Source organism: Cupriavidus sp. FW216-B1 (assembly GCF_058789195.1).
In genome coordinates, this window is the sequence record NZ_JBYTEL010000005.1 from 52,539 (window position 1) to 73,996 (window position 21,458).

18 protein-coding genes are annotated in these 21,458 nt (G+C 73.1%); 15 read left to right on the forward strand and 3 right to left on the reverse strand.

The genetic code is table 11. The annotated features are described in order from the left end of the window. Nucleotides 1-8 precede the first annotated feature (8 nt). The 10 genes from AC3WXD_RS13405 to AC3WXD_RS13450 all read left to right on the forward strand — a co-directional run bounded on the left by AC3WXD_RS13405 (nucleotide 9) and on the right by AC3WXD_RS13450 (nucleotide 11,153). Complete coding sequence (locus AC3WXD_RS13405; protein WP_059413800.1) at nucleotides 9-983, forward strand: ABC transporter permease; 975 nt, start codon at nucleotides 9-11, stop codon at nucleotides 981-983. Further along, nucleotides 980-1,822, forward strand: a complete 843-nt coding sequence (locus tag AC3WXD_RS13410) for an ABC transporter permease (RefSeq protein ID WP_492323920.1) — start codon at nucleotides 980-982, stop codon at nucleotides 1,820-1,822. Before AC3WXD_RS13405 ends, AC3WXD_RS13410 begins: the two co-directional genes overlap by 4 nt. Continuing rightward, complete coding sequence (locus AC3WXD_RS13415) at nucleotides 1,819-3,540, forward strand: ABC transporter ATP-binding protein (protein ID WP_082079869.1); 1,722 nt, start codon at nucleotides 1,819-1,821, stop codon at nucleotides 3,538-3,540. The genes AC3WXD_RS13410 and AC3WXD_RS13415 overlap by 4 nt, the downstream gene beginning before the upstream one ends. Next, nucleotides 3,537-4,529 carry a 2-hydroxyacid dehydrogenase gene (locus AC3WXD_RS13420; RefSeq protein WP_492323921.1) on the forward strand — a complete coding sequence of 331 codons (993 nt, stop codon included), beginning with the start codon at nucleotides 3,537-3,539 and terminating at the stop codon, nucleotides 4,527-4,529. Before AC3WXD_RS13415 ends, AC3WXD_RS13420 begins: the two co-directional genes overlap by 4 nt. 66 nt (nucleotides 4,530-4,595) lie before the next feature. Continuing rightward, on the forward strand, nucleotides 4,596-5,990 hold the full coding sequence (locus AC3WXD_RS13425) for an aspartate aminotransferase family protein (protein ID WP_454732788.1): 1,395 nt from the start codon (nucleotides 4,596-4,598) through the stop codon (nucleotides 5,988-5,990). Between the two features lie 25 nt (nucleotides 5,991-6,015). Continuing rightward, entirely contained in the window at nucleotides 6,016-6,984 is a 969-nt protein-coding gene (locus tag AC3WXD_RS13430; protein WP_492323922.1) for a DMT family transporter, read from the forward strand. Then, nucleotides 6,981-7,715, forward strand: a complete 735-nt coding sequence (locus AC3WXD_RS13435; protein ID WP_492323923.1) for a GntR family transcriptional regulator — start codon at nucleotides 6,981-6,983, stop codon at nucleotides 7,713-7,715. Before AC3WXD_RS13430 ends, AC3WXD_RS13435 begins: the two co-directional genes overlap by 4 nt. Next, a complete protein-coding gene (locus tag AC3WXD_RS13440) occupies nucleotides 7,712-8,740 on the forward strand; it encodes a histone deacetylase family protein (protein ID WP_454732786.1) in 1,029 nt (342 codons plus the stop codon). Before AC3WXD_RS13435 ends, AC3WXD_RS13440 begins: the two co-directional genes overlap by 4 nt. After that, entirely contained in the window at nucleotides 8,737-9,825 is a 1,089-nt protein-coding gene (locus AC3WXD_RS13445; RefSeq protein WP_492323924.1) for a phosphotransferase, read from the forward strand. Before AC3WXD_RS13440 ends, AC3WXD_RS13445 begins: the two co-directional genes overlap by 4 nt. Before the next feature lie 32 nt (nucleotides 9,826-9,857). Continuing rightward, the gene (locus tag AC3WXD_RS13450; RefSeq protein ID WP_492323925.1) at nucleotides 9,858-11,153 is read left to right on the forward strand and encodes an aspartate aminotransferase family protein; all 1,296 of its coding nucleotides are present in this window, start codon (nucleotides 9,858-9,860) and stop codon (nucleotides 11,151-11,153) included. Nucleotides 11,154-11,257: 104 nt separating this feature from the next. On the opposite strand, the gene AC3WXD_RS13455 is transcribed toward AC3WXD_RS13450, so the two are convergent. Continuing rightward, the gene (locus tag AC3WXD_RS13455; RefSeq protein WP_492323926.1) at nucleotides 11,258-13,168 is read right to left on the reverse strand and encodes a sigma-54-dependent Fis family transcriptional regulator; all 1,911 of its coding nucleotides are present in this window, start codon (nucleotides 13,166-13,168) and stop codon (nucleotides 11,258-11,260) included. A gap of 212 nt (nucleotides 13,169-13,380) precedes the next feature. Between AC3WXD_RS13455 and AC3WXD_RS13460 the strand changes: the two genes are divergently transcribed. Further along, nucleotides 13,381-13,788, forward strand: a complete 408-nt coding sequence (locus tag AC3WXD_RS13460) for a VOC family protein (RefSeq protein ID WP_029043832.1) — start codon at nucleotides 13,381-13,383, stop codon at nucleotides 13,786-13,788. A 6-nt stretch (nucleotides 13,789-13,794) separates the two neighbouring features. Here the strand turns inward: AC3WXD_RS13460 and AC3WXD_RS13465 are convergent, their stop codons facing one another. Continuing rightward, on the reverse strand, nucleotides 13,795-14,049 hold the full coding sequence (locus AC3WXD_RS13465) for a hypothetical protein (protein WP_059413819.1): 255 nt from the start codon (nucleotides 14,047-14,049) through the stop codon (nucleotides 13,795-13,797). A 187-nt stretch (nucleotides 14,050-14,236) separates the two neighbouring features. On the opposite strand from AC3WXD_RS13465, the gene AC3WXD_RS13470 reads away from it, so the two are divergent. From AC3WXD_RS13470 to AC3WXD_RS13480, 3 genes are read left to right on the forward strand one after another with little or no spacing between them, the layout of a single operon-like run. Next, a complete protein-coding gene (locus AC3WXD_RS13470) occupies nucleotides 14,237-15,208 on the forward strand; it encodes an alpha/beta hydrolase (protein ID WP_492323927.1) in 972 nt (323 codons plus the stop codon). 9 nt (nucleotides 15,209-15,217) lie between these two features. Then, a complete protein-coding gene (locus AC3WXD_RS13475) occupies nucleotides 15,218-17,293 on the forward strand; it encodes a penicillin-binding protein 1A (RefSeq protein ID WP_492323928.1) in 2,076 nt (691 codons plus the stop codon). 58 nt (nucleotides 17,294-17,351) lie between these two features. Continuing rightward, nucleotides 17,352-18,617 carry an arsenic transporter gene (locus tag AC3WXD_RS13480; RefSeq protein ID WP_059413826.1) on the forward strand — a complete coding sequence of 422 codons (1,266 nt, stop codon included), beginning with the start codon at nucleotides 17,352-17,354 and terminating at the stop codon, nucleotides 18,615-18,617. Nucleotides 18,618-18,834: 217 nt separating this feature from the next. On the opposite strand, the gene AC3WXD_RS13485 is transcribed toward AC3WXD_RS13480, so the two are convergent. Further along, nucleotides 18,835-20,631 carry a hybrid sensor histidine kinase/response regulator gene (locus AC3WXD_RS13485; RefSeq protein WP_492323929.1) on the reverse strand — a complete coding sequence of 599 codons (1,797 nt, stop codon included), beginning with the start codon at nucleotides 20,629-20,631 and terminating at the stop codon, nucleotides 18,835-18,837. A gap of 296 nt (nucleotides 20,632-20,927) precedes the next feature. On the opposite strand from AC3WXD_RS13485, the gene arsN2 reads away from it, so the two are divergent. Next, nucleotides 20,928-21,359, forward strand: a complete 432-nt coding sequence (gene arsN2 / locus AC3WXD_RS13490; protein ID WP_454732779.1) for an arsenic resistance N-acetyltransferase ArsN2 — start codon at nucleotides 20,928-20,930, stop codon at nucleotides 21,357-21,359. Nucleotides 21,360-21,458 lie beyond the last annotated feature (99 nt).

Here is a 21,458-nt window from a genome sequence, read left to right on the forward strand (position 1 = left end):
GGGAAGCCATGAGTCGTACCCAGCGCATGCTCAACCGGGTGGTCCAGGGCGTGCTCGCCATCCTGGTGATCGCCACCGTCAATTTCCTGCTGATCCGCGCCGCGCCCGGCGATCCGGTCTCGGTCATGGCCGGCGAGGCCGGCGCCTCCGACCCGCAGTTCGTGGCGCAGCTGCGCGCGCAGTTCGGCCTGGACCAGCCGCTGCCGCAGCAGCTCGGCAACTACCTGCTGCACGTGGCGCAGCTGGACCTGGGCTACAGCTACCGCCAGCAGCAGCCGGTGCTGAAGCTGATCCTGGACCGCCTGCCGGCCACGCTGCTGCTGACCGGCAGCGCCTTCCTGCTCTCGGTGCTGTTCGGCGTGGCGCTGGGGGCGTGGGCCAGCCGGCGCGCCGGCAGCTGGACCGACAGCGCCATCACCACCTTCGCCCTGGTGTTCTACGCCACGCCGCTGTACTGGCTGGCGATGATGGCGGTGCTGCTGTTCTCGGTGCAGCTCGAATGGCTGCCCGGCTTCGGCTACTTCACCGTGGGCGCCGACCTGCACGGGCTGGCGCGCGTGGCTGACGTTGCCGCGCACCTGGTACTGCCCGCGCTGACGCTGGCGCTGTTCTACATGGCCGTGTACGCGCGCATGACGCGCGCCTCGATGCTGGAAGTGGCGCAGATGGACTTCGTCAAGACCGCGCGCGCCAAGGGCGTGCGCCCGGGACGGATCCAGCGCGCGCACATCCTGCGCAACGCGCTGCTGCCGGTGGTGACGCTGGCCGGCATCCAGGCCGGCGGCATGATCGGCGGCGCGGTGCTGACCGAGACCGTGTTCGCCTGGCCCGGCATCGGCCGCCTGATGTTCGACGCGCTGCTGCAGCGCGACTACAACCTGCTGCTGGGCTGCTTCCTGGTCACCGCCGCGATGGCGGTCGTGTTCAACCTGATCACGGATTTCGTCTACACCCTGGTCGACCCACGGATCGAGATGCAATGAAAAACACATTCTGGCGGCGCTTCTGCCGCAACAAGGCGGCCCTGCTCGGCCTGCTGGTGATGGCGTGCATCGCGGTGCTGGCGCTGTTCGGCCCGCTGCTGGCCGGCCACGATCCGTGGGACATGGTGCAGCAGCCCTTCCTCCATCCCATGCAGGAAGCCGGCTTCGCGCTCGGCACCGACACGATGGGCCGCGACATCCTGGCCGGCGTGATCCACGGCGCGCGCATCTCGCTGCTGATCGGCGTGGTCTCGACCGTGGTCTCGCTGGCGATCGGCGTGACGCTGGGCGCCATCGCCGGCTATTTCGGCGGCTGGATCGACGCCGCGCTGATGCGCTTCACCGAGCTGTTCCAGGCGGTGCCGAGCTTCGCGCTGGCACTGGTGCTGGTGGCCATCTTCGAGCCGTCCGTCGCCTCCATCGTCAGCGCCATCGCCATCGTGTCGTGGCCGCCGGTGGCGCGCCTGGTGCGCAGCGAGTTCCTATCGCTGCGCCAGCGCGATTTCGTCGCCGCGGCGCAACTGGCGGGGCAGTCGACGCTGCGCATCATCGTGGCGCAGATCCTGCCCAACGCCGCCTCGCCCATCGTGGTGATGGCCTCGCTGATGGTGGCCACGGCGATCCTGCTGGAATCGAGCCTGAGCTTCCTCGGCCTGGGCGACCCCAACCACATGAGCTGGGGCTACATGGTGGGCTCGGCGCGCACGGTGCTGCGCCAGGCCTGGTGGATGGCGGTGTTCCCGGGCCTGGCCATCCTGCTGACGGTGCTGGCGCTGAACATGGTCGGCGAGGGCCTCAACGACGCGCTCAACACGCGCCTGGGCGGGAGGGGACGATGAACGGCGCCGCCGCGAGCCCGGTGCTCGACATCCAGAACCTCAGCATCCGCCTGCCGGCCGGCGGCGACCGCGCGCTGGCCGTCACCGATGCCTCGCTGACCCTGCACGCGGGCCAGACCCTGTGCGTGGTGGGCGAATCCGGCTCGGGCAAGTCGATGATCGCCAACGCGGTGATGGGCCTGCTGCCGCGCCCGCACGTGGAGCCGGTGGCCGGCCGCATCCTGTTCGGGGGGCGCGACCTGCTGCAGCTCGGCGAGCCGGCCCTGCGCGAGCTGCGCGGCCAGCAGATCGGCATGGTGTTCCAGGAGCCCATGACCGCGCTCAACCCGGTCATGCGCATCGGCGAGCAGATCGCCGAGGTGTTCGACGCGCACCAGAGCCTGGGCGCCGCCGAGAAGCGCCGGCGCATCGTCGGCGCGCTGGCCGACGTGGGCCTGCCCGATCCCGGGCTGCTCTACGACAGCTTCCCGTTCCGCCTGTCCGGCGGCCAGCGCCAGCGCGTGATGATCGCCTGCGCGATGGCGCTGCAGCCGCGCCTGCTGATCGCCGACGAGCCCACCACCGCGCTCGACGTCACCACCCAGGCGCAGATCCTGCAGCTGATCCGCGAGCTGCAGCGCAAGCGCGGCATGGCGGTGCTGTTCATCACCCACGATTTCGGCGTGGTGTCCGAGATCGCCGACCAGGTGGCGGTGATGCAGACCGGCACCATCGTCGAGGCCGGCCCGGCCGCGCAGGTACTGGGCGCGCCGCGGCACGCCTACACGCGCAAGCTGCTGGCCGCCATCCCGGGCGGCCAGGCGCGCGCGCCCGGGGACGGCGCCGAATTCCACCGCGTGCTGCAGGTGCAGGACCTGTGCAAGACCTACCGCAGCGGCGGCGGCCTGTTCAGGCCCCCGCGCGAAGTGCCCGCCGCGCGCAACATCAACCTGGAGCTGCTGCGCGGGCAGACGCTGGGGCTGGTGGGCGAATCCGGCTCGGGCAAGTCCACGCTGGGCCGCTGCATCGTCGGCCTGGCGCCGTTCGACAGCGGCCGCATCCTCTTCAACGGGCGCAACCTGTCGCAGGGCAGCGGCCTGCTGCAGCGCTCGGGCGGCAAGATCCAGATGGTGTTCCAGGATCCCTACGCCTCGCTCAACCCGCGCCACCGCATCGGCGCGGCCATCGCCTCCGGCCCCATCGCCCAGGGCGTGCCGCGCGCCGAGGCGCACGCGCGCACGCTGGCGCTGCTCAAGCTGGTGGGCCTGGGGCCCGAGGCCGCCGAGCGCTACCCGCACGAGTTCTCCGGCGGCCAGCGCCAGCGCATCGGCATCGCGCGCGCGCTGGCCATGCAGCCGGAGCTGCTGGTGGCGGACGAGCCGGTTTCCGCGCTCGACGTCTCGGTGCAGGCGCAGGTGCTGGAACTGTTCGCCCAGGTGCGCGAGCAGTTCCAGCTGGCGATGGTCTTCATCACCCACGACCTGCGCGTGGCCGCGCAGATGTGCGACCAGATCGCCGTGATGCAGCGCGGCGAGGTGGTCGAATACGGCGCCACCGCGCGCGTGCTCGACGCGCCGGCGCACGCCTACACGCGCAAGCTGATCGAGGCCATCCCGCGCCTGGCGCGCGAGGCCGCGCCGGCCGCGCAGCCGGCGCCGCCAGCCATGCCGATACCCGCCGCCGCCGACGGTTTCGCGCCGGGCGGCCTGCGCGCCAGCGGCGCGGGAGGCTACGCATGAGCGCGCAGCCGACGGAGATCGCGGCCGGCGGCGCCGGCAAGCCGCCCTGCATCGCCCTGCTCAGCAGCGTGCTCGACATGCACTACCTGGCCGCGGCCTTCCGCGCGCTGCTGCCCGGGGTGGACCTGCGCCTGGGCAGCACGCCGGAGAGCCTCGGCGCGCTCGGCGAGATCGAGGCCGCGGTGTGCTGGTATCCGCCGCCCGGCGTGCTTGCCGCCATGCCGCGCCTGCGCCTGGTGCAGTCGCTCGGCGCCGGCATCGACCACTTCCACACCGACCCCGAGCTGCCGCGCGAACCGGCGCTGTGCCGCATCGTCGATACCGACATGGCCGGCACCATGACGGCCTACGTGACCTGGGCGGTGATCCACCGGCAGCGCGCGATGGGCGCCTACCTGGACAGCGCCGCCGCGCGGCGGTGGCAGGAGCAGCCCATCGTGCCGCCGGCGCGCCACCGCGTCGGCATCGCCGGGCTGGGCACGCTCGGCGTGGCCTGCGCGCGGGCGCTGCTGGCGGTGGGCTACGGCGTGCGCGGCTGGAGCCGCGGCCCCAAGGCCGGCCTGCCGGCCGGCGTCGAGTCCTTCCACGGCCCGGACGGGCTCGACGCCTTCCTGGCCGGCTGCGACACGCTGGTGTGCCTGCTGCCGCTGACCGCGCAGACGCAGGGCTTCCTCAACGCCGCGGTGTTCGCCCGGCTGCCGCGCGGCGCGCACGTGGTCAACGTCGGCCGCGGCAGCCACCTGGTCGAAGCCGACCTGCTGCGCGCGCTGGACGACGGCACGCTGGGCGCGGCCACGCTGGATGCCTTCGCGCAGGAACCGCTGCCCGCCGGCCATCCGTTCTGGCATCATCCGCGCGTGGTGGTGACGCCGCACATCGCCGCGCGCACCGAAGCCGCCGCCATCGCGCGCCAGACCCTGGACAACCTGGCGCAGCTGCGGCGCGGCCAGCGCCCGGCGATGGCGGTGGACCCGCAGCTGGGCTACTGAGACGCGCCGCCACCGATCTCCCGATACCGATACCGATACCAACGCCGACCCCGGACCCCACCTGACATGAACGTCGCCCTGCCCCCGCACGCCGGCCTTGCCGCCAGCGACATCGCCGCGCACCTGCACCCCTTCACCAATCTCGCCGCCCACCCCGACGTGGGGCCGCTCGTGATCGCCCGCGGCGACGGCGTCTACGTCGAGGACGACCAGGGCCGCCGCTACCTGGAGGGCATGTCCGGCCTGTGGTGCGCGTCGCTCGGCTTCAGCCACGCGCGCGTGGTCGAAGCCGGCGTGGCGGCCATGCGCACGCTGCCCTACTACCACACCTTCAACCACCGCTCGAATCCGCCCGCCATCCTGCTGGCGGAAAAACTGCTGTCGCTGGCGCCGGTGCCGATGTCCAAGGTGTTCTTCGCCAACTCCGGCTCGGAGGCCAACGACACCGCCGCCAAGCTGGTCTGGTACTACCACAACGCCATCGGCAAGCCGGCCAAGAAGAAGATCATCGCGCGCCGCAACGCCTACCACGGCGTGACCGTGGCCGCGGCCAGCCTGAGCGGGCTGCAGGCCAACCACCGCGATTTCGACCTGCCCATCGACCGCATCCTGCGCACGGCCTGCCCGCACCACTACCGCGAGGGCGCGCCCGGCGAGAGCGAGCAGGACTTCGCGCGCCGGCTGGCGCGGGAGCTCGAGGCGCTGATCCTGGCCGAAGGGCCGGAGACGGTGGGCGCCTTCATCGCCGAGCCGGTGATGGGCGCGGGCGGCGTGATCGTGCCGCCGGCCACCTACTTCGAGGAGATCCAGGCGGTGCTGCGCCGGCACGACGTGCTGCTGATCGCCGACGAGGTGATCTGCGGCTTCTGCCGCACCGGCGAGATGTTCGGCTCCACCACGTTCGGCATGCGGCCCGACATCCTGACCTGCGCCAAGGCGCTTTCCTCGGGCTACATGCCGATCTCGGCGGTGATGGTCACGGAATCCGTGCACGAGGCGCTGGCCGCCAACAGCGGCAGGATCGGCACCTTCGGGCACGGCTTCACCTATTCCGGCCATCCGGTCGCCGCCGCGGTGGCGCTGGAAACGCTGCGGGTCTACGAGGAAGAGCACCTGCTCGCGCACGTGCGCGAGCTCGCGCCGCGCTTCCAGCAATTGCTGCGCGGCTACGCCGGACGGCCGCTGGTGGGCGAGGCGCGCGGCGTGGGCCTGATCGGTGCCATCGAGCTGGCCGAGGACCCGGCCGCGCGCCGCGCCTTCGACCCGGCCCGCAAGGCCGGCGCGCGGCTGGCGCAACTGGCGCAGGAAGCCGGCCTGATCGTGCGCGCGATGGGCGACACCATCGCCTTCTGCCCGCCGCTGATCATCACCGCCGCGCAGCTCGACGAGCTGTTCGCGCGCTTCGACCAGGCCATGACGGCCTTCGAGCGCGAGCATGGGCACGGCGGGAGCGCGGCATGACGTGCCCGCGCCTGGCCCCGCGCTGATGCCCACCCCCGCCACCGCCGCCACCGCCCCGGCACCGGGCGCCGCCGGCGCGCTGCCGGCTTGCCCGGCCCGCGCGCGCCGCGACGGCATCGCGCTGTTCTTCTGCGCGCTGGTGGCGTTCGCCACCTACGACGCCTTCTGCAAGTGGATGCTGATGCGTGGCAACCCGCCGTCGCTGATGAACCTGGCGCGCTACCTCAGCGTCAGCGCCATCGCGCTCGCGTGGCTGCTGCGCCAGGGCGACCTGCGGCTGTGGCGCACGCCGTGCCGGTGGCGGCTGCTGGCGCGCGGGCTGGCGCTGGCCATCGTCGCCACCTGCTTCATGGCGGCGCTGGTGCAGATGCCGCTGGCCGAGGCCACCGCGATCTACTTCACCGCGCCGCTGATGATGGTGGCGCTGTCGCCGGCGCTGCTCGGCGAGCACGTCGGGCGCGCGCAGTGGGGCGCGGTGCTGGCGGGCTTCGCCGGCATGCTGCTGATCGTGCGCCCGGGCAGCGACCTGCCCGCGCTGGGCACCGCGCTGATGATCGTGTCGGCCGTGTGCTACGCGCTGTTCCAGCTGCTGACGCGGCAACTGGCCGGCCAGGTGGCGGGCGCCACCATGTACGCATGGACCGCGCTGATCTGCCTGCTGGCAACCGGCGTGCCGGCGCTGCTGCTGTTGCCCGCGACCCTGCCGCCGGCCGGCGAGCTGCTGCTGATGATCGCCGGCGGCGCCTGCAGCGGCGCGGCGCAGATGCTGCTGCTGGCCGCGTTCCGCCGCGTGTCGGCCTCCACGCTGGCGCCGCTCAACTATTTTCAACTGCTGCTCGCCGTGCTGATCAGCACCTTCGTCTTCCAGCGCGCGCCCGACACCGTGGCGCTGGGCGGCATCGTGCTGATCGTGCTGTCGGGCGGCTATCTGGCCTGGCGCGGCCGGCCCGCCGGCGGCGTGGCCATGCCGGGCACCGAAGGATCGAGATCATGACCAAGCCGTCGACCCCGCCGCAGGAGCCGGCCTCGCCGTTCGCCTCCATCGAAGTCTCCGACCTGGTGGCGGCGGTGGAAGCCCAGCTCACCCAGGCCATCGTGGAAGGCCGCCTGCCGCCCGGCAGCCGCATCGTCGAGGCCGACATCGCGCGCCGCATGAACGTCAGCCGCGCGCCGGTGCGCGAGGCCGCGCGCCGGCTGGAACGCCAGGGCGTGCTGGTCTCGCGCCCGCGCCACGGCTTTGCCGTGCGCACCGTGACCGCGCGCGAGATCGACGACCTGTTCGCGGTGCGCCTGAACCTGGAGACGATGGCCGCGCAACTGGCCTGCCGCCACGCGCCCGAGGCCGGCCTGCAGCTGCTCGGCGAGATGGTCGAGCGCATGGTGCAGGAGGCCGATTCGCTGCCGCAGATCGAGCGCGTGGCGCGCGACCTGGCCTTCCATACCGCGATCTGCGAGCTGTCCGGCAACGCCTACCTGCACCGCATGTTCTCGCACATGCAGACCGAGATCCGCATGATCGTGGCGCTGATCGACAGCGTCTACCACGATCCCAGGGCCGTGGCCGAGACCCACCGCCCGATCGTCGAGGCGCTGGCGCGGCGCGACGAAGCCGCCGCGACGGCGGCGCTGCGCCTGCACATCGAGGATGCCCGCGTGCGCGTGCGGGCCGTGTTCATGCAAAAGCAGGGCGCCGCCGAGGCGCCGCAGATGGAGCCAACCCCATGAAAGTCGTCTACAGCGATCATCACCTGGCGCACGATCCGCGCGCCTTCATCGTGCGCGGCCGCATGCAGCGCAGCAACGAGCAGCCCGAGCGCGCGCTGCGCCTGCTGGCGGCCGCGCGCGCCGACGGCCACGAAGTGATCGCGCCGCCCGACCTCGGCGCCGGCCCGCGCGCGGCGGTCCACACGCCCGAATACCTGCGTTTCCTGGAAACCGCCTACGCGCGCTGGCGGCAATTGCCCGACGCCTCCGAGGAGGTGCTGCCCAACATCCACCCGTTTCCGGGCCAGCCCTGCACCTATCCGGACAGCGTGGTCGGCCAGGCCGGCTTCCACATGGGCGACACCGCCTGCTCGATCGGCCCCGACACCTGGCGCGCCGCCACCGGCGCGGCCAACGCCGCGGCCCACGCCGCCCAGCTGGTGGCCGACGGCGAGCGCGCCGCCTACGCGCTGTGCCGCCCGCCCGGCCACCATGCCTACGTCGACCGCGCCAACGGCTTCTGCTACCTGAACAACTGCGCCATCGCCGCCCAGCACCTGCGCCAGTTCCACGCGCGCGTGGCCATCCTCGACATCGACATGCACCACGGCAACGGCACGCAGGGCATCTTCTACCGCCGCAGCGACGTGCTGACGGTGTCGCTGCACGGCGACCCGCGCCTGTTCACGCCGTTCTTCACCGGCCACGCGCACGAGCGCGGCGAAGGCGAGGGGCTGGGCTACAACCTCAACCTGCCGCTGGCGCGCGGCACCGGCGACGACGCCTACCTGGCCGCGCTGGCCGAGGCCTGCGCCACCATCCGCGCCTACGCGCCCGGCGCGCTGGTGGTGGCGCTGGGGCTGGACGCGCACGAGCGCGACCCGTACCAGGCGCTCGCCGTGACCACGCCGGGCTTCGCCCGCATCACCGCCGAGATCGCCCGGCTCGGCCTGCCCACCGTGCTGGTGCAGGAAGGCGGCTACCTGTCCGACGACCTCGGCCCCAACCTGTCGAGCGCGCTGCGCGGCTTCGCGGGGGCGGCATGAGCGCGGCGGCGGCCGCGCTGCCCGAAGCCGGCGTACCGGAAACCGGCGTGCTCGAAGCGGGCTCGCCCGAGGCGCCGCTGGCGTGGGCGCGCGCGCTGCTGGCGCGGCACTACGGGCTGGCCGGCAGCCTGAGCGCGCTCACCGGCGAGCGCGACCGCAACTTCCTGCTGGAGACGCCGGCCGGCGCGGGCGAGCCCGCGCGCTACATGCTCAAGATCTCCCACCCGGCGGAAACCCCGCTGGTGGCGGATTTCCAGACCCAGGCCCTGCTGCACGTGGCGCGCGCCGACCCGGCGCTGCCGGTGCAGCGCATCGTGCCGACGCGCGACGGCGCCCCTTCCTTCCTGGCCGAGGCGCCGGCCGGCGAGGCCCGCGTGGTGCGCCTGTTCAGCTACCTGCCGGGCCTGCCGCTGCCCAAGGCGCGGCGCTCGCCGGAGCAGGCGCGCGCGCTGGCGCGCATGCTGGCGCGGCTGGACCTGGCGCTGCGCGAGTTCCGCCACCCCGCCGGCGCGCTGGCGCTGCCGTGGGACATCCAGCGCGCCGACCGCGTGCGCGGCCTGCTCGGCAGCGTGGCCGATCCGGCGCGGCGCGCGCTGGCCCTGCGCGCGCTCGACCGCTTCGACGCGCAGGTCAAGCCGCGCCTGCCCGCGCTGCGCGCCCAGCCCATCCACAACGACTTCAACATCTACAACCTGCTGGTCGACCCGCACGACCACGACCGCATCGCCGGCATCCTCGACTTCGGCGACATGGTGCACGCGCCGCTGGTCGACGACCTGGCCGTGGCCGCCGCCTACCAAGTCGATCCCGCCGCCGACACGCTGGCCACGCTGGCCGGCTTCGTCGCCGCCTACCACGCGGTGCTGCCGCTGCGCGCGGAGGAGATCGACGTGCTGTTCGACCTGGTGCAGGCGCGCCTGGTCATGGTGGTGGCCATCAGCGGCTGGCGCGCCGCGCGCCAGCCGGACAACGCCGACTACCTGCTGCGCAACAACGCGGTGTCGTGGGCGCGGCTGGCGGCCTGCGATGCCATCGGCGCCGCGCAGGCCCGCGCGGCGCTGCGCCGCGCCTGCGGCATGGCGTGAATGCGCACACCACGCAACCGACAAGGAACGAGATGACCACCGCCCCGGCCGACCCCGGCACCGCCGCCCTGCTGGCACGCCGCGCGCGCGTGCTCGGGCCGGCCTACCGCCTGTTCTACGAGGAGCCGCTGCACGTGGTGCGCGGCGAAGGCGCCTGGCTGTACGACGCCGCGGGCCGGCGCTACCTGGACGCCTACAACAACGTGGCCGCGGTCGGCCACTGCCATCCGCACGTGGTGGAAGCCATCGCGCGCCAGGCGGCCGTGCTGAACACGCACACGCGCTACCTGCACGACGGCATCCTCGACTACGCCGAGCGCCTGCTGTCCACCATGCCGGACGCGCTCGGCCACGCCATGTTCACCTGCACCGGCAGCGAGGCCAACGACCTGGCCATGCGCATCGCGCGCGCCCACACCGGCCACGAAGGGCTGATCGTCACGCGCTTCGCCTATCACGGCGTGACCGAGGCGCTCGCCGAGGCGTCGCCCTCGCTCGGGCAGTACGTCACGCTGGGCGAGCGCGTGCGCACGGTGCCCGCGCCGGACAGCTACCGCGGCACGCCCGGGCAGATCGGCGCGGCCTTCGCCGACGGCGTGCGCGCGGCCATCGGGGACCTGCGCGCCCACGGCATGCGCCCCGCCGCCCTGCTGGTCGACACGGTGTTCTCCAGCGACGGCATCTTCACCGACCCGCCCGGCTTCCTGGCCGAGGCCGTGGCGGCCGTGCGCGCCGCCGGCGGCATCTTCATCGCCGACGAGGTGCAGCCCGGGCTGGGCCGCACCGGCGATCATTTCTGGGGCTTCCAGCGCCACGGCCTGGTGCCCGACATCGTCACCGTGGGCAAGCCGATGGGCAACGGCCACCCGCTGGCCGGCCTGGCCGCGCGCCCCGAGGTGCTGGCCGCGTTCGGCCGCCGGTGCCGCTACTTCAACACCTTCGGCGGCAACCCGGTGGCGGTGGCGGCGGGCATGGCGGTGCTGGACGTGATCGAGCGCGAGCAGCTGGGCGCCAGCGTGCGGCGCGTGGGCGAGCACCTGCGCGGCCGGCTGCGCCAGCTCGCGCGGCGCCATGCGCCGGTCGGCGAAGTGCGCGGCGCGGGGCTGTTCGTCGGCGTGGAGCTGGTCGCGGACGCGCGCAAGACGCCCGCCACCACGCTGGCCGCGCGCGTCGTCAACGAACTGCGGCGGCGCGGCGTGCTGGTCGGCACCACCGGCCCGCACGCCAGCATCCTCAAGATCCGGCCGCCGATGGTGTTCAGCGCCGCGCAGGCGGACCTGCTGGCGGACACGCTGGACGCGGTGCTCGGCGAGGTGGCGGCCGGCTGACGGGCGGCTGATGGCCGGCGGCGTACCCGCAATCCGGGCGACGGACGCGATGGCCGCCAGTCCGAAGAAAAACCCGCTTCCGGGCCAGGATCTTGCCGAGGATCCTAGCCGCCCTGCTTCAGCCTTCGGTAGATGGTGTTGCGCGACACCCCAAGCTCGCGCGCGGCCAGGCTGACGTTGCCGGCATGCCGGGCCAGCGCCTGGCGGATCAGGCCGGCCTCGGCATCGCGCAGCGGGGCGGCCGCGCCGCATGGCACGGAAGACGCGGAGGGCGTGGCGAGCGGGGCAGCCGCGCCCGGCTCGTCGAGGAAATCCTCCGGCAGATGCGCCAGCCCGATCTCGTCCTCGCCTTCGGCCATGATCGCGGCGGTGCGCAGCACGTTGACCATCTGCCGCAGGTTGCCCGGCCACGGATGGCGCTGGAAGCGCGCCATCACCTCGCCCGACACGCGCAGCGGATGCGCGCCGCCGCCGTGCGCGGCCTCGCACGGCGCGAGCTGCTGCGCCAGGATGCGCGCCACCAGCACCGGCAGGTCGGTGCGCTCGCGCAGCGCCGGCAGCGTGACAGCCAGCGCGTTGATGCGGTAGTAGAGGTCTTCGCGGAAGGTGCCGGCGGCGATCATCGCGCGCAGGTCGCGGTGGGTGGCGCAGATAATGCGCAGGTCCACCGGGACCGCGCGCGCGGCACCCAGCGGCGTGACCGCGCGCTCCTGCAGCACGCGCATGAGCCGCACCTGCTGCGCCAGCGGCATGTCGCCGATCTCGTCGAGGAACAGCGTGCCGCCGTGCGCCTGCACCAGCTTGCCGGGGCTGCCGCGCCGGCGCGCGCCGGTGAAGGCGCCGTCCTCGTAGCCGAACAGTTCCGCCTCGATCAGCGATTCGGGAATCGACGCGCAGTTGACCGCCACGAACGGCGCCTCGCCGCGCGGCGAGGCGCGGTGGATGGCGCGCGCCAGCCATTCCTTGCCGGTGCCGGTGCGGCCGAGGATCAGGATCGGGATGTCGCGCCCGCGCACCTTCTCCACGCGCTGCAGCACGGCGGCCATGCGCGCGTCGCCGGTGTCCAGCGCGGCCAGCGGCGAGGCCTGGCGCGGCGGCGCGGCCGGCGGCGCCGCGCGGCGCGCGGGCAGCAGCGGCGCGGTGCGCGCGAACACGTGCACGCGGCTCGGCAGCGTGAGGGTGAGCAGTTGCCCGCTGTCCGCGCCGCCGCGCTGCAGCGCGGCGCCGAGCGGCATGCCGAACAGCGTGGCGAAGTCCTGCCGGTCCAGCATGCCCGGCGACAGCCCGAGCTGGAACAGCCCGCTGCGGTTGGCGGCGAGGAAGGTGCCGTCGGGCGCGAACGCGGCCATGCCTTCGAACAGCGTGCCGACGAACTCCGGCCTGGCATGGAAGCGCACCAGCGCGCCTTCGGTGAAATGCGTGGCGAACAGGTGGTTCTCGATCATCTGCGCCGACATCCGCACCAGCGCCATCGTGTGTTTGTGGAAGCCGCGGTGGTCGCCGCTGACGTCGAGCGCGCCGAGGATCTCGCCGTGGGGCCCGGCGATGGGCGCGCACGAGCAGGTCAGCAGCCGGTTGGCGCGCAGGAAATGCTCGCCGGCGTGGACCACGGCGGGGCGGGCCTCGGCCAGCGCGGTGCCGATGGCGTTGGTGCCCTTGCTCGACTCCGCCCACGACACGCCCGGCGCCAGCGCCACGCGCCGGGCGCGCTCGGCGAACTCGCTGTCGCCGAGGCTGTGCAGGATCACGCCGCCGCTGTCGGTGAGCAGCACCATGCTGTCGGTGCCGGCGATCTGCGCATGAAGCGTTTCCATCACCGGCAGCGCGTGCTTGTACAGCATCTGGCTGGCGTCGACCAGTTCGTGCAGCGCGCGCTGCGGCAGCGGATGGAAATCCCCCGCGTGGGCGGCTTCGAGGCCGAAGCCGAGCGAGCGCGCGTGCGCGCGGGCCAGCAGGGAGGCGCGCTCCTGGTCGTCGGATGGTGTCGCGGCGTGGCGGGCAAGCGGGCTGCTCATGGCGGCTGGTCTCCTGTTCTGGATCCCGGCCTGGCCGGGTCTGGCCGTCTCGATGCGCGCGACTGGCGCGCATGGCAGCCTTGCCGCGAAACCTTATCACAAGCGGCCGGGGCCGGGCCAGCGCGCCGGCGCCGGCTGCGGGCCGGGTGTAAAGTACGTGCTTTCCCCGCTACCGCCGCGCCCGTGGCGCGCGCGCTTTCGAGAGGCACATGATGAGCATCGTGATAGACCGCTTCGACCACATCGTCCTTAACGTGAAGGACGTCGAGGCCAGCGCCGCGTGGTACGAGAGCGTGCTCGGCATGACGCGCGAGGATTTCGACTCGCGCACCGGCAAGCGGGTCTCGCTGCGCTTCGGCCAGCAGAAGATCAACCTGCGCCCGCTCGGCACCGACACCGTGGCGTGGTTCACCGGCGCGCGTCCCACCTCCGGCAGCGACGACCTGTGCTTCATCACGCGCAATTCGCCCGAGAGCGTGATCGCGCACTGGCTGGCACACCACGTGCCGGTGGAGGCCGGGCCGGTGCACCGCACCGGCGCGCTGGGGCCGATGACGTCGGTCTACTGTCGCGATCCGGACGGCAACCTGATCGAAGTCGCGTCCTACCCGGCGCACTGAGCCGGGCTAGCGCTTGCCGTCGAGCAGGTCGTTGAGCAGGTCGTCGAACGCGGCCTGCGCGTCTTCGAGCGCCTGCAGCGCGGCGTCGAAGGTGGTCAGCGCCATCTTGGAGGGATTGCCGGTGCCTTGTGGCGGGAACTGCCCTTGCAGCGCCGTGAAGGCCACCTGCACCTGCCGCGTGGCGCCGACCACGCGCTCCATCGCCTGCGCTTCCTCGGTGCGTTTCTGGCCGGCCTGGGCCGGGTCGTTCTGCTCGCTCATGGGACTGGCTCCGTGCGCGGCCGCACGGGCCGCCGTTGATGTGTGGCCGTATCGTACAAGAAGACGCGCGGGAACCGGGCGCGCAAGAACTCGGCGGGGCCAGGCCCGGTCGAAGCCGTGGCCGCGCGCAATGCCGCGGGCCTGCGCGCCGTCCCCCGGCGGCGCCGGATAATTTCGCGAACCGAGCATGTCGTCATCCCTTTCCCGCAAAACGCTCGCCGCCGCCCTGCTCACGGCGGGCGGCTTCACCTTCTACTGGACCTATCTCACGGTGAACCAGGGCCGGCTGCTGTTCGACGCGCGCCGCCGGCCGCCGCGCGCGCTGCCCGCCGGCGTCGCCGCCTATTCGCACGAGGTGCCCGGCGGCCTGCTGCGCGGCTATGTGTACGGCGCGCCACCGGCGCCGGACGGCGAGCGGACGCTGGCGCGGGAAATGGCGCAGGAAATGGCGCAGGAAACCGCACGCGAAGCCGCGCGCGAAACCGCGCGCGACCTGCTGTTCTACCTGCCCGGGCGCGGCGAGGACGTCCTCGTCACCATGCAATACCTGGCGTGGCTGCCGCCGGGGGTGGGCTTCGCCACGCTGGACTACCGCGGCGTGGGCCATTCGGACGGCGCGCCGTCCGAGGCCGCCGCCGTGGCCGACGCGAGCCAGTTCCTGCTGCACCTGCGCCGCGTCTTTCCCGGCACGCGCGTGCATGTGGTCGGGCGCAGCCTGGGCACCGGCGTGGCCATCCAGCTTGCGGACCTGCAGGATTTCGAAAGCCTGCAGCTGATCACGCCCTACGATTCGCTGCTGGAGATCGTGCGCAAGCGCTTTCCGCTGGTGCCGCTGCGGCAATTGATGCGCCACCACTTCGATTCCATCTCCCATTGCAAGAAGGTGGTGCAGAGCACCAAGGTGCTGCTGGCCGAAAGCGACGACGTGGTGCCGCACGCCTGCTCGGAGCGCCTGATGGCCGCGTGGCCGATGCCGGTGGCACAGGAAACGGTGCCGGGCACCGATCATTTCACCATCATCGAGCGGGCCGAGACCTGGCGGGCGCTGGCGGCATTCGCGCAGCAGGTGGGCCTGCCGGGCGAGCGCCCGGCGCCGCCGGCGGCCGACGACGACGAAGCCCCGGACCTGCGCGGCATGCCGGCGTGGGCGCCAAGGTAGAATGCGCGCATGAAACGAGTCGTAGCAAAGGCAGCCATCGCCACTTTGGCGCTGGCCGCCGCCTCCACCCTGCTTGCCGGGTTCGCCGCCGTGGTGAGCCTGCGCCAGCTTCCCGACGTCGACGCCCTGCGCGACTACCGTCCCGACCTGCCGCTGCGCATCTTCACCAGCGACAACGTCCTGATCGGCGAATTCGGCACCGAGCACCGCGATTTCGTCCCGCTCGAGCGCATGCCGCGCCTGATGTCGGGCGCGCTGCTGGCGGCCGAGGACGACCAGTTCTACCAGCATGCCGGCGTGGACATCCCCGGCATCTTCCGCGCCGCGCTGGCCAACATCGGCGAGGGCTACGCGCAGGGCGCCTCCACCATCACCATGCAGGTGGCGCGCAACTTCTACCTCTCGCGCGAGAAGACGCTGTCGCGCAAGTGGTACGAGATCCTGCTGGCCTGGAAGATCGACCATTCGCTGCCCAAGGACCGCATCCTCGAGCTGTACATGAACCAGGTCTACCTGGGCGAGCATGCCTACGGCTTCGGCAGCGCCGCGCAGGCGTATTTCGGCAAGCCGCTGGACGCGCTCTCGCTAGCCGAGACGGCGATGCTCGCGGGCCTGCCCAAGGCGCCCTCGACCATGAACCCGGTGGCCAACTTCCAGCGCGCCAAGCTGCGCCAGCAGTACGTACTCGGGCGCATGCAGGCGCTGGGCATGATCACGCACGAGCAATATCAGGCGGCCCGCCAGGAAACGCTGCAGGTGACGGGCGGGCGCAACGGCCGCTTCGACGGCCACGCCGAGTACGTGGCCGAGCTGGCGCGCCAGCTTGCCTACGAGCGCTTCGGCGACGAGGCCTACACGCGCGGGCTGAACGTCTACACCACGGTGTCGTCGGTGCGCCAGAGCCTGGCCTACGAGGCCGTGCACGCCGGCCTCGACCAGTACGGCCGGCGCCACGCCGGCGCGCAGCCGCCGCAGGCCGCGCTGGTCTCGCTCGACAGCAGGACCGGCGCCATCGAGGCCATGATCGGCGGCGCCGACTTCGGCACCAGCCGCTTCAACCACGCCACCCAGGCCGAGCGCCAGCCGGGCTCGACCTTCAAGCCGTTCATCTATTCGGCCGCGCTCGAGCGCGGCCTGTCGTCCAACACCATCATCAACGACGCGCCGCTCGATGCGTCGTCGCGCTGGCAGCCCGGCAACGACGACGGCAGGTTCCTCGGCGCGGTGAGCCTGCGCCAGGCGCTGGCCGAGTCGCGCAACCTGCCGGCCATCCGCACGCTGCAGGCCATCGGCATTCCCTACGCGGTGGACTACGCCGGCAAGTTCGGCTTCGCCGAGCAGCAGTTGCCGCGCTATCTGCCGATGGCGCTGGGCACCGGCACCACCACGCCGCTGCGGCTGGCCGCCGCCTACGGCGTGTTCGCCAGCGAGGGCTACCGCACCGAGCCCTACCTGATCGACCGCATCAGCGACGGCACCGGCAACGTGCTGTTCAGCGCGGCCAGCGAGCCGCAGCCGCGCCGCGTGATCCCCGCGCGCAACGCCTACGTCATGAACAACCTGCTGCGCAGCGTCGTGACCAGCGGCACCGGCGCCGGCCTGCAGCGCTACCTGCACCGCGCCGACGTGGCGGGCAAGACCGGCACCACCAACGACTCGGTGGACGGCTGGTTCGCCGGCTACGCGGCCGGCGTCGTCACGGTGGCGTGGATGGGCTTCGACGACAACCGCACGCTGGGCCGCCACGAATTCGGCGCCACCACGGCGCTGCCGATCTGGGCCTCGTACATGGAGGGCCGCCTCGCCGGCCAGCCCGAGGAAGCGCTCGCCACGCCCGCCGACCTGGTGCGCAGCGGCGACGACTGGCTCTATCCGGAATACGCCGACGGCAGCCACGGCATCGCCTCGCTCGGCTTCCCGCCGCCCGCGTCGGCGCCGGACCCCGCCGCCGACGCGCAGCAGGACGGCATGGCCGCGCCCGGCGTGCCCGGAACGCCCTTCGGCGCGCCCGCCGACCCGCTCAAGGCCGCCTCGCCGGCCACGCCGGCGGCGACCGCGCCGCGCGCGCCGCAGCCGAGCACCTGACCACCGCCCCGCCGCGCGCCCACGCCGCCGGCCACACCGCCCCGCTCGCCCCTCTTCGATGCCGACAAGCCTGTCCCCCTACAACGGCCTGCTGATCTGGGCCGTGGCCGCCGCGGCCACGGTCGGCGTGATCACGCGGCCGTTCCGCCTGCCCGAGGCCTTCTGGGCCGTGGCCGGCGCGCTGCTGCTGTGCGTGACCGGCCTGCTGGCCGTGCCCGACGCGCTGGCCGCCGTGGCGCGCGGCTACGACGTCTACCTGTTCCTGGGCGGCATGATGCTGGCGGCCGAACTGGCGCGCAAGACCGGGCTGTTCGACCACGTGGCGGCGCTCGCGGTGCGCAGCGCGCGCGGCTCGGCGCGGCGCCTGTTCGTGCTGGTCTATGGCATCGGCACGCTGGTCACGGTGTTCATGTCGAACGACGCCACCGCGGTGGTGCTCACGCCCGCCGTGCTCGCGGCCACGCGCGCCGCGCGCGTCAGGCACCCGCTGCCCTACCTGTACAGCTGCGCCTTCATCGCCAATGCCGCGAGCTTCGTGCTGCCGGTCTCGAACCCCGCCAACCTGGTGGTGTTCGGCGAGCACATGCCCACGCTCGCGGGCTGGCTGGCGCGCTTCGCGCTGCCCTCGGCGCTGGCGATCGCCGCCACCTTCGCCGCCTTGTACTGGACCCAGCGCCACGCGCTCGCCGAGCGCATCGCCACCGAGGTGCCGGTGCCGCCGCTGTCGCCCGAGGCCCGGCTCACCGCGGCCGGCATCGTGGTCATGGGCGTGGTGCTGCTGGCCGCGTCGCTGCTCGGCGCCGATCTCGGCTGGCCGACCTGCCTGGCCGGCGTGGCCACGCTGGCGCTGGTGTGCGCGCGCCGGCCCGCCCTGTGCATGCCGGCGCTGCGCGAGATTTCCTGGGGCGTGCTGCCGCTGGTGGCGGGCCTGTTCGTGCTGGTGGCGGGGCTGGAGAAGACCGGCGTGATCGCGCAACTGGCGGCCACCATGCAGGCGCTGGCGCGGCACGCGCCCGCGGCCGGCACGTGGCTGCCGGGCGCGGTGGTGGCGCTGGCCGCCAACGTGGTCAACAACCTGCCGGCCGGGCTGATCGCCTCGTCCGCGCTGGCGGCGGGCCATGCCGGCACCGGCGTCGCCAGCGCGGTGCTGATCGGCATCGACCTTGGGCCCAACCTGTCCGTCACCGGCTCGCTGGCCACGCTGCTGTGGCTGACCGCGCTGCGGCGCGAGGGCCAGAACGTGGGCGCGGGGCAATTCCTGCGCCTGGGCGCGCTGGTGATGCCGGTGGCGCTGGTGCCCGCGCTGGCCTGCCTGCTGTGGTGACGGACGGTCAGGACCGCGGCGGGATCATTTCGTCAGGCAGATGATGATGGCGATGATCCCGAGGCCTGCCAGGGTGAGCAGAAGATAAGCAAGCATCGGCAGCAGGTGATGTGGGCGTGCCTTCAGTATGGAGAGGCCGCCACGGCACTGCCGTAGGGCGATGGCTGATTCGCGGCGGCGGGTGTCCTACAGGCCATCGCCCGCGCCCGCATCAAGGTCAGGGCTGGCCCAGCAGGTCCGCCAGCGCTTCCATCGCGAGCGGCTTGGCCAGGTGGAAATCGAAGCCGGCCGCCGCGCCGCGGGCGCGGTCGGCCTCCGAGGCGTAGCCGCTCAGCGCGATCAGCCGCGTGCGCGCGAACGCCGGCAGCTCGCGCAGGCGCCGCGCGAGCGCGAAGCCGTCCATGCCGGGCAGGCCGATGTCGATCAGCGCGAGGTCGGGCGCGAGCCCGGGCGCGCAGCCGGCCGCGATGGCGAGCGCGTCCTCGCCGCTGACCGCCAGCCTGACCTCGTGGCCGTCGAGCTCGAGCAGCGTGCCCAGCGCGCTCAGGCCTTCGGCGTTGTCGTCGACCAGCAGGATGCGCAGCGGCGCCAGCGCGCCGCGCGCGGCGGGCACCCCGGCCGCGGCCGCGCACACCACCGGCAGCCGCGCCTGCACCTCGGTGCCGAGCCCCTTGCCTTCGCTGCGCACGGCGACCGTGCCGTGGTGCAGCTCGACCATGCGCTTGACGATCGCCAGCCCCACGCCGAGCCCGCCGCCGTGGGCGTCGCCCGCGAACTGGCTGAACATGTCGAGCACGTTGGGCAGGTCGGCCGGCTCGATGCCGATGCCGTTGTCCTTGACGGTGATCACCAGCATGTCGAAGCAGCCGGCGGCCCCGGCCTGCGCGTCCTCCGTCTCTGCCGTCTCTGCCGTCTCTGCCGCTGCCTCCGCCGGCTCGACCCGCACCGACAGGTCTATCGCGCCGCCGCGCGGCGTGTACCGGATCGCGTTGGACAAGAGGTTGGTCACGACCTGCGTGAGCCGCGCCGCGTCGGCATGGACCGTCACCGGCGCATCGGGCAGGTCGGTCGTGAGCACGTTGCCGTGCCATTCGATGTCGGCCGCCACCGCGGCCAGCGCGTCGGCCACGATGTCCTGCATGCCGGCCCGGGTGCGCACGATCGGAATCTTGCCCTGCTTGATGCGCGAGGCGTCGAGCAGGTCGTCGGTGAGCCGCTTGAGCTGGCGCATCTGGCGCTCGGCGATGTCGAGCATGCCGGCCGCGGACTGCTGCTGCGCCGCGAGCCGGCGGCCGGCCTTGATCGCGCTGTCGATGGCGGCGATGGGATTGCGCAGCTCGTGCCCGAGCATGGCGAGGAACTCGTCCTTGCGCGTGTCCGACAGTTGCAGCGCCTCGCGCGCGGCCTTGGCCTGCGCCGCCTCGGCGATGGCGGCATCCTTGCTGCGCGACATGCTCAGCACCGCGCCGGCGAAGCTGGCGAGGCTGTCCAGCAGCCGGCCGTCTTCCTCGTCGAAACGGCGCCCCGGCGCGTGGGCCGCGACCCAGATGGTGCCCCACGGCTCGCCGTCGCCGGGAATCGGCACGACCAGCTCCTCGACCATCTCCGGCGCGAGCGCGGGCAGGCAAGAAAAATACCGCTGCGGATAAGCGAACAGCTGCGCGCTGCCCAGCTCCAGCGTGATGCCGGAGGGGCTGTCGTCGCAGGGCACGGCATGGCCGGCCACGGCGGCGGCGAGGCCCGCGGTGGCGGTCCAGCGCAGCGCCGCGGTGCCGTCGCCCTCGGTCTCGGGCAGGCTGATGCCGGCGCTGCCCGCGCCGCATAGTTGCAGCGCAGAATCGGCCAGCGATTGCAGCAGCGCAAGGTCGGAGGACACCAGCGCGCGCGCAAGGCGGCGCAGCGCCACGCACTCCGCCGCGTAGTCGGGCGAGCGGGCCGCGCGCCTGCCCAGCTCGCCGGTCGTCAAGGCGCCCGCGCGGCGCGCGCGCAGCAGCGAAGGGGATGGTGAGGTCATGCGGGTCGCTCCCCGGAACCGCGGCGGGTTCCCTGGCGGACGCGGGCGCGCCGGGTGCGCGCGGGGCGTCCTGCCTGCGGGCAATGGTAGCGGATTTGCACCGGCCCCGACCGCGCGCGGGCTGCGCAGGGCACGCGGCGGCACGCGCGCGGCCCCGCCCCGGTGGCGCGGCGGGACACCCCGCCACACGCGGGTGGCGAAAACGCGATACGCGAATCTACTTAAGAAGTTTCCCTAGGCACGATGAGAGTGGTCTGAATTTAAGATAGGGAGGACAGCCCGAAGTACAGGAGGGCATGATGCGCCCGCACAATGCAACGGAAAAGGATTGCCAGGACGTGCTGGATCTGCTGGCGGCCTGCGGCCTGCCGCTCGACGGCGTGGCGAGCCAGATCGGCAACTTTCTGGTGGTCCGCGACAACGCGGGCCTGCTTGGCTGCGCCGGCGTGGAGAATCACGGGCAGGTGGCGGTGCTGCGCTCGGTGGCCGTGGCCGGGCGCGCGCGCTCGGCCGGGCTCGGCGAACTGCTGGTGGCCGCGATGCTGGCCGAGGCGCGCACGCGCGGCGCGCAGTCGGTGGTGCTGCAGACCACCACCGCGGCCGGCTATTTCGCGCGGCTGGGCTTCGAGCGGATCGAGCGCGCCTGCATGCCGCAGGAACTGCGCGACGCCATCTCGCTGCGCGAGGCCTGCCCGTCCTGCGCCACGGTGATGCAGGCCGCGCTCTAGCGCGGCGCGCGCCCGGCCCCGCGCCGCCCTCGTTTGCCGTGCGGCGCCGCCGCCCCGCCGCGCGCTGTTGCGCGCGGGGTACCCCAGCGCGCGGAACAG

Coding starts and splice junctions, on each gene's coding strand:
- AC3WXD_RS13470 (WP_492323927.1), top strand. CDS start 14,237: ATGTCGTCATCCCTTTCCCGCAAAACGCTCGCCGCCGCCCTGCTCACG.
- AC3WXD_RS13405 (WP_059413800.1), top strand. CDS start 9: ATGAGTCGTACCCAGCGCATGCTCAACCGGGTGGTCCAGGGCGTGCTC.
- AC3WXD_RS13440 (WP_454732786.1), top strand. CDS start 7,712: ATGAAAGTCGTCTACAGCGATCATCACCTGGCGCACGATCCGCGCGCC.
- AC3WXD_RS13420 (WP_492323921.1), top strand. CDS start 3,537: ATGAGCGCGCAGCCGACGGAGATCGCGGCCGGCGGCGCCGGCAAGCCG.
- AC3WXD_RS13485 (WP_492323929.1), bottom strand. CDS start 20,631: ATGACCTCACCATCCCCTTCGCTGCTGCGCGCGCGCCGCGCGGGCGCC.
- AC3WXD_RS13415 (WP_082079869.1), top strand. CDS start 1,819: ATGAACGGCGCCGCCGCGAGCCCGGTGCTCGACATCCAGAACCTCAGC.
- AC3WXD_RS13460 (WP_029043832.1), top strand. CDS start 13,381: ATGAGCATCGTGATAGACCGCTTCGACCACATCGTCCTTAACGTGAAG.
- AC3WXD_RS13435 (WP_492323923.1), top strand. CDS start 6,981: ATGACCAAGCCGTCGACCCCGCCGCAGGAGCCGGCCTCGCCGTTCGCC.
- AC3WXD_RS13480 (WP_059413826.1), top strand. CDS start 17,352: ATGCCGACAAGCCTGTCCCCCTACAACGGCCTGCTGATCTGGGCCGTG.
- AC3WXD_RS13475 (WP_492323928.1), top strand. CDS start 15,218: ATGAAACGAGTCGTAGCAAAGGCAGCCATCGCCACTTTGGCGCTGGCC.
- AC3WXD_RS13465 (WP_059413819.1), bottom strand. CDS start 14,049: ATGAGCGAGCAGAACGACCCGGCCCAGGCCGGCCAGAAACGCACCGAG.
- AC3WXD_RS13450 (WP_492323925.1), top strand. CDS start 9,858: ATGACCACCGCCCCGGCCGACCCCGGCACCGCCGCCCTGCTGGCACGC.
- AC3WXD_RS13430 (WP_492323922.1), top strand. CDS start 6,016: ATGCCCACCCCCGCCACCGCCGCCACCGCCCCGGCACCGGGCGCCGCC.
- AC3WXD_RS13445 (WP_492323924.1), top strand. CDS start 8,737: ATGAGCGCGGCGGCGGCCGCGCTGCCCGAAGCCGGCGTACCGGAAACC.
- arsN2 (WP_454732779.1), top strand. CDS start 20,928: ATGATGCGCCCGCACAATGCAACGGAAAAGGATTGCCAGGACGTGCTG.
- AC3WXD_RS13455 (WP_492323926.1), bottom strand. CDS start 13,168: ATGAGCAGCCCGCTTGCCCGCCACGCCGCGACACCATCCGACGACCAG.
- AC3WXD_RS13410 (WP_492323920.1), top strand. CDS start 980: ATGAAAAACACATTCTGGCGGCGCTTCTGCCGCAACAAGGCGGCCCTG.
- AC3WXD_RS13425 (WP_454732788.1), top strand. CDS start 4,596: ATGAACGTCGCCCTGCCCCCGCACGCCGGCCTTGCCGCCAGCGACATC.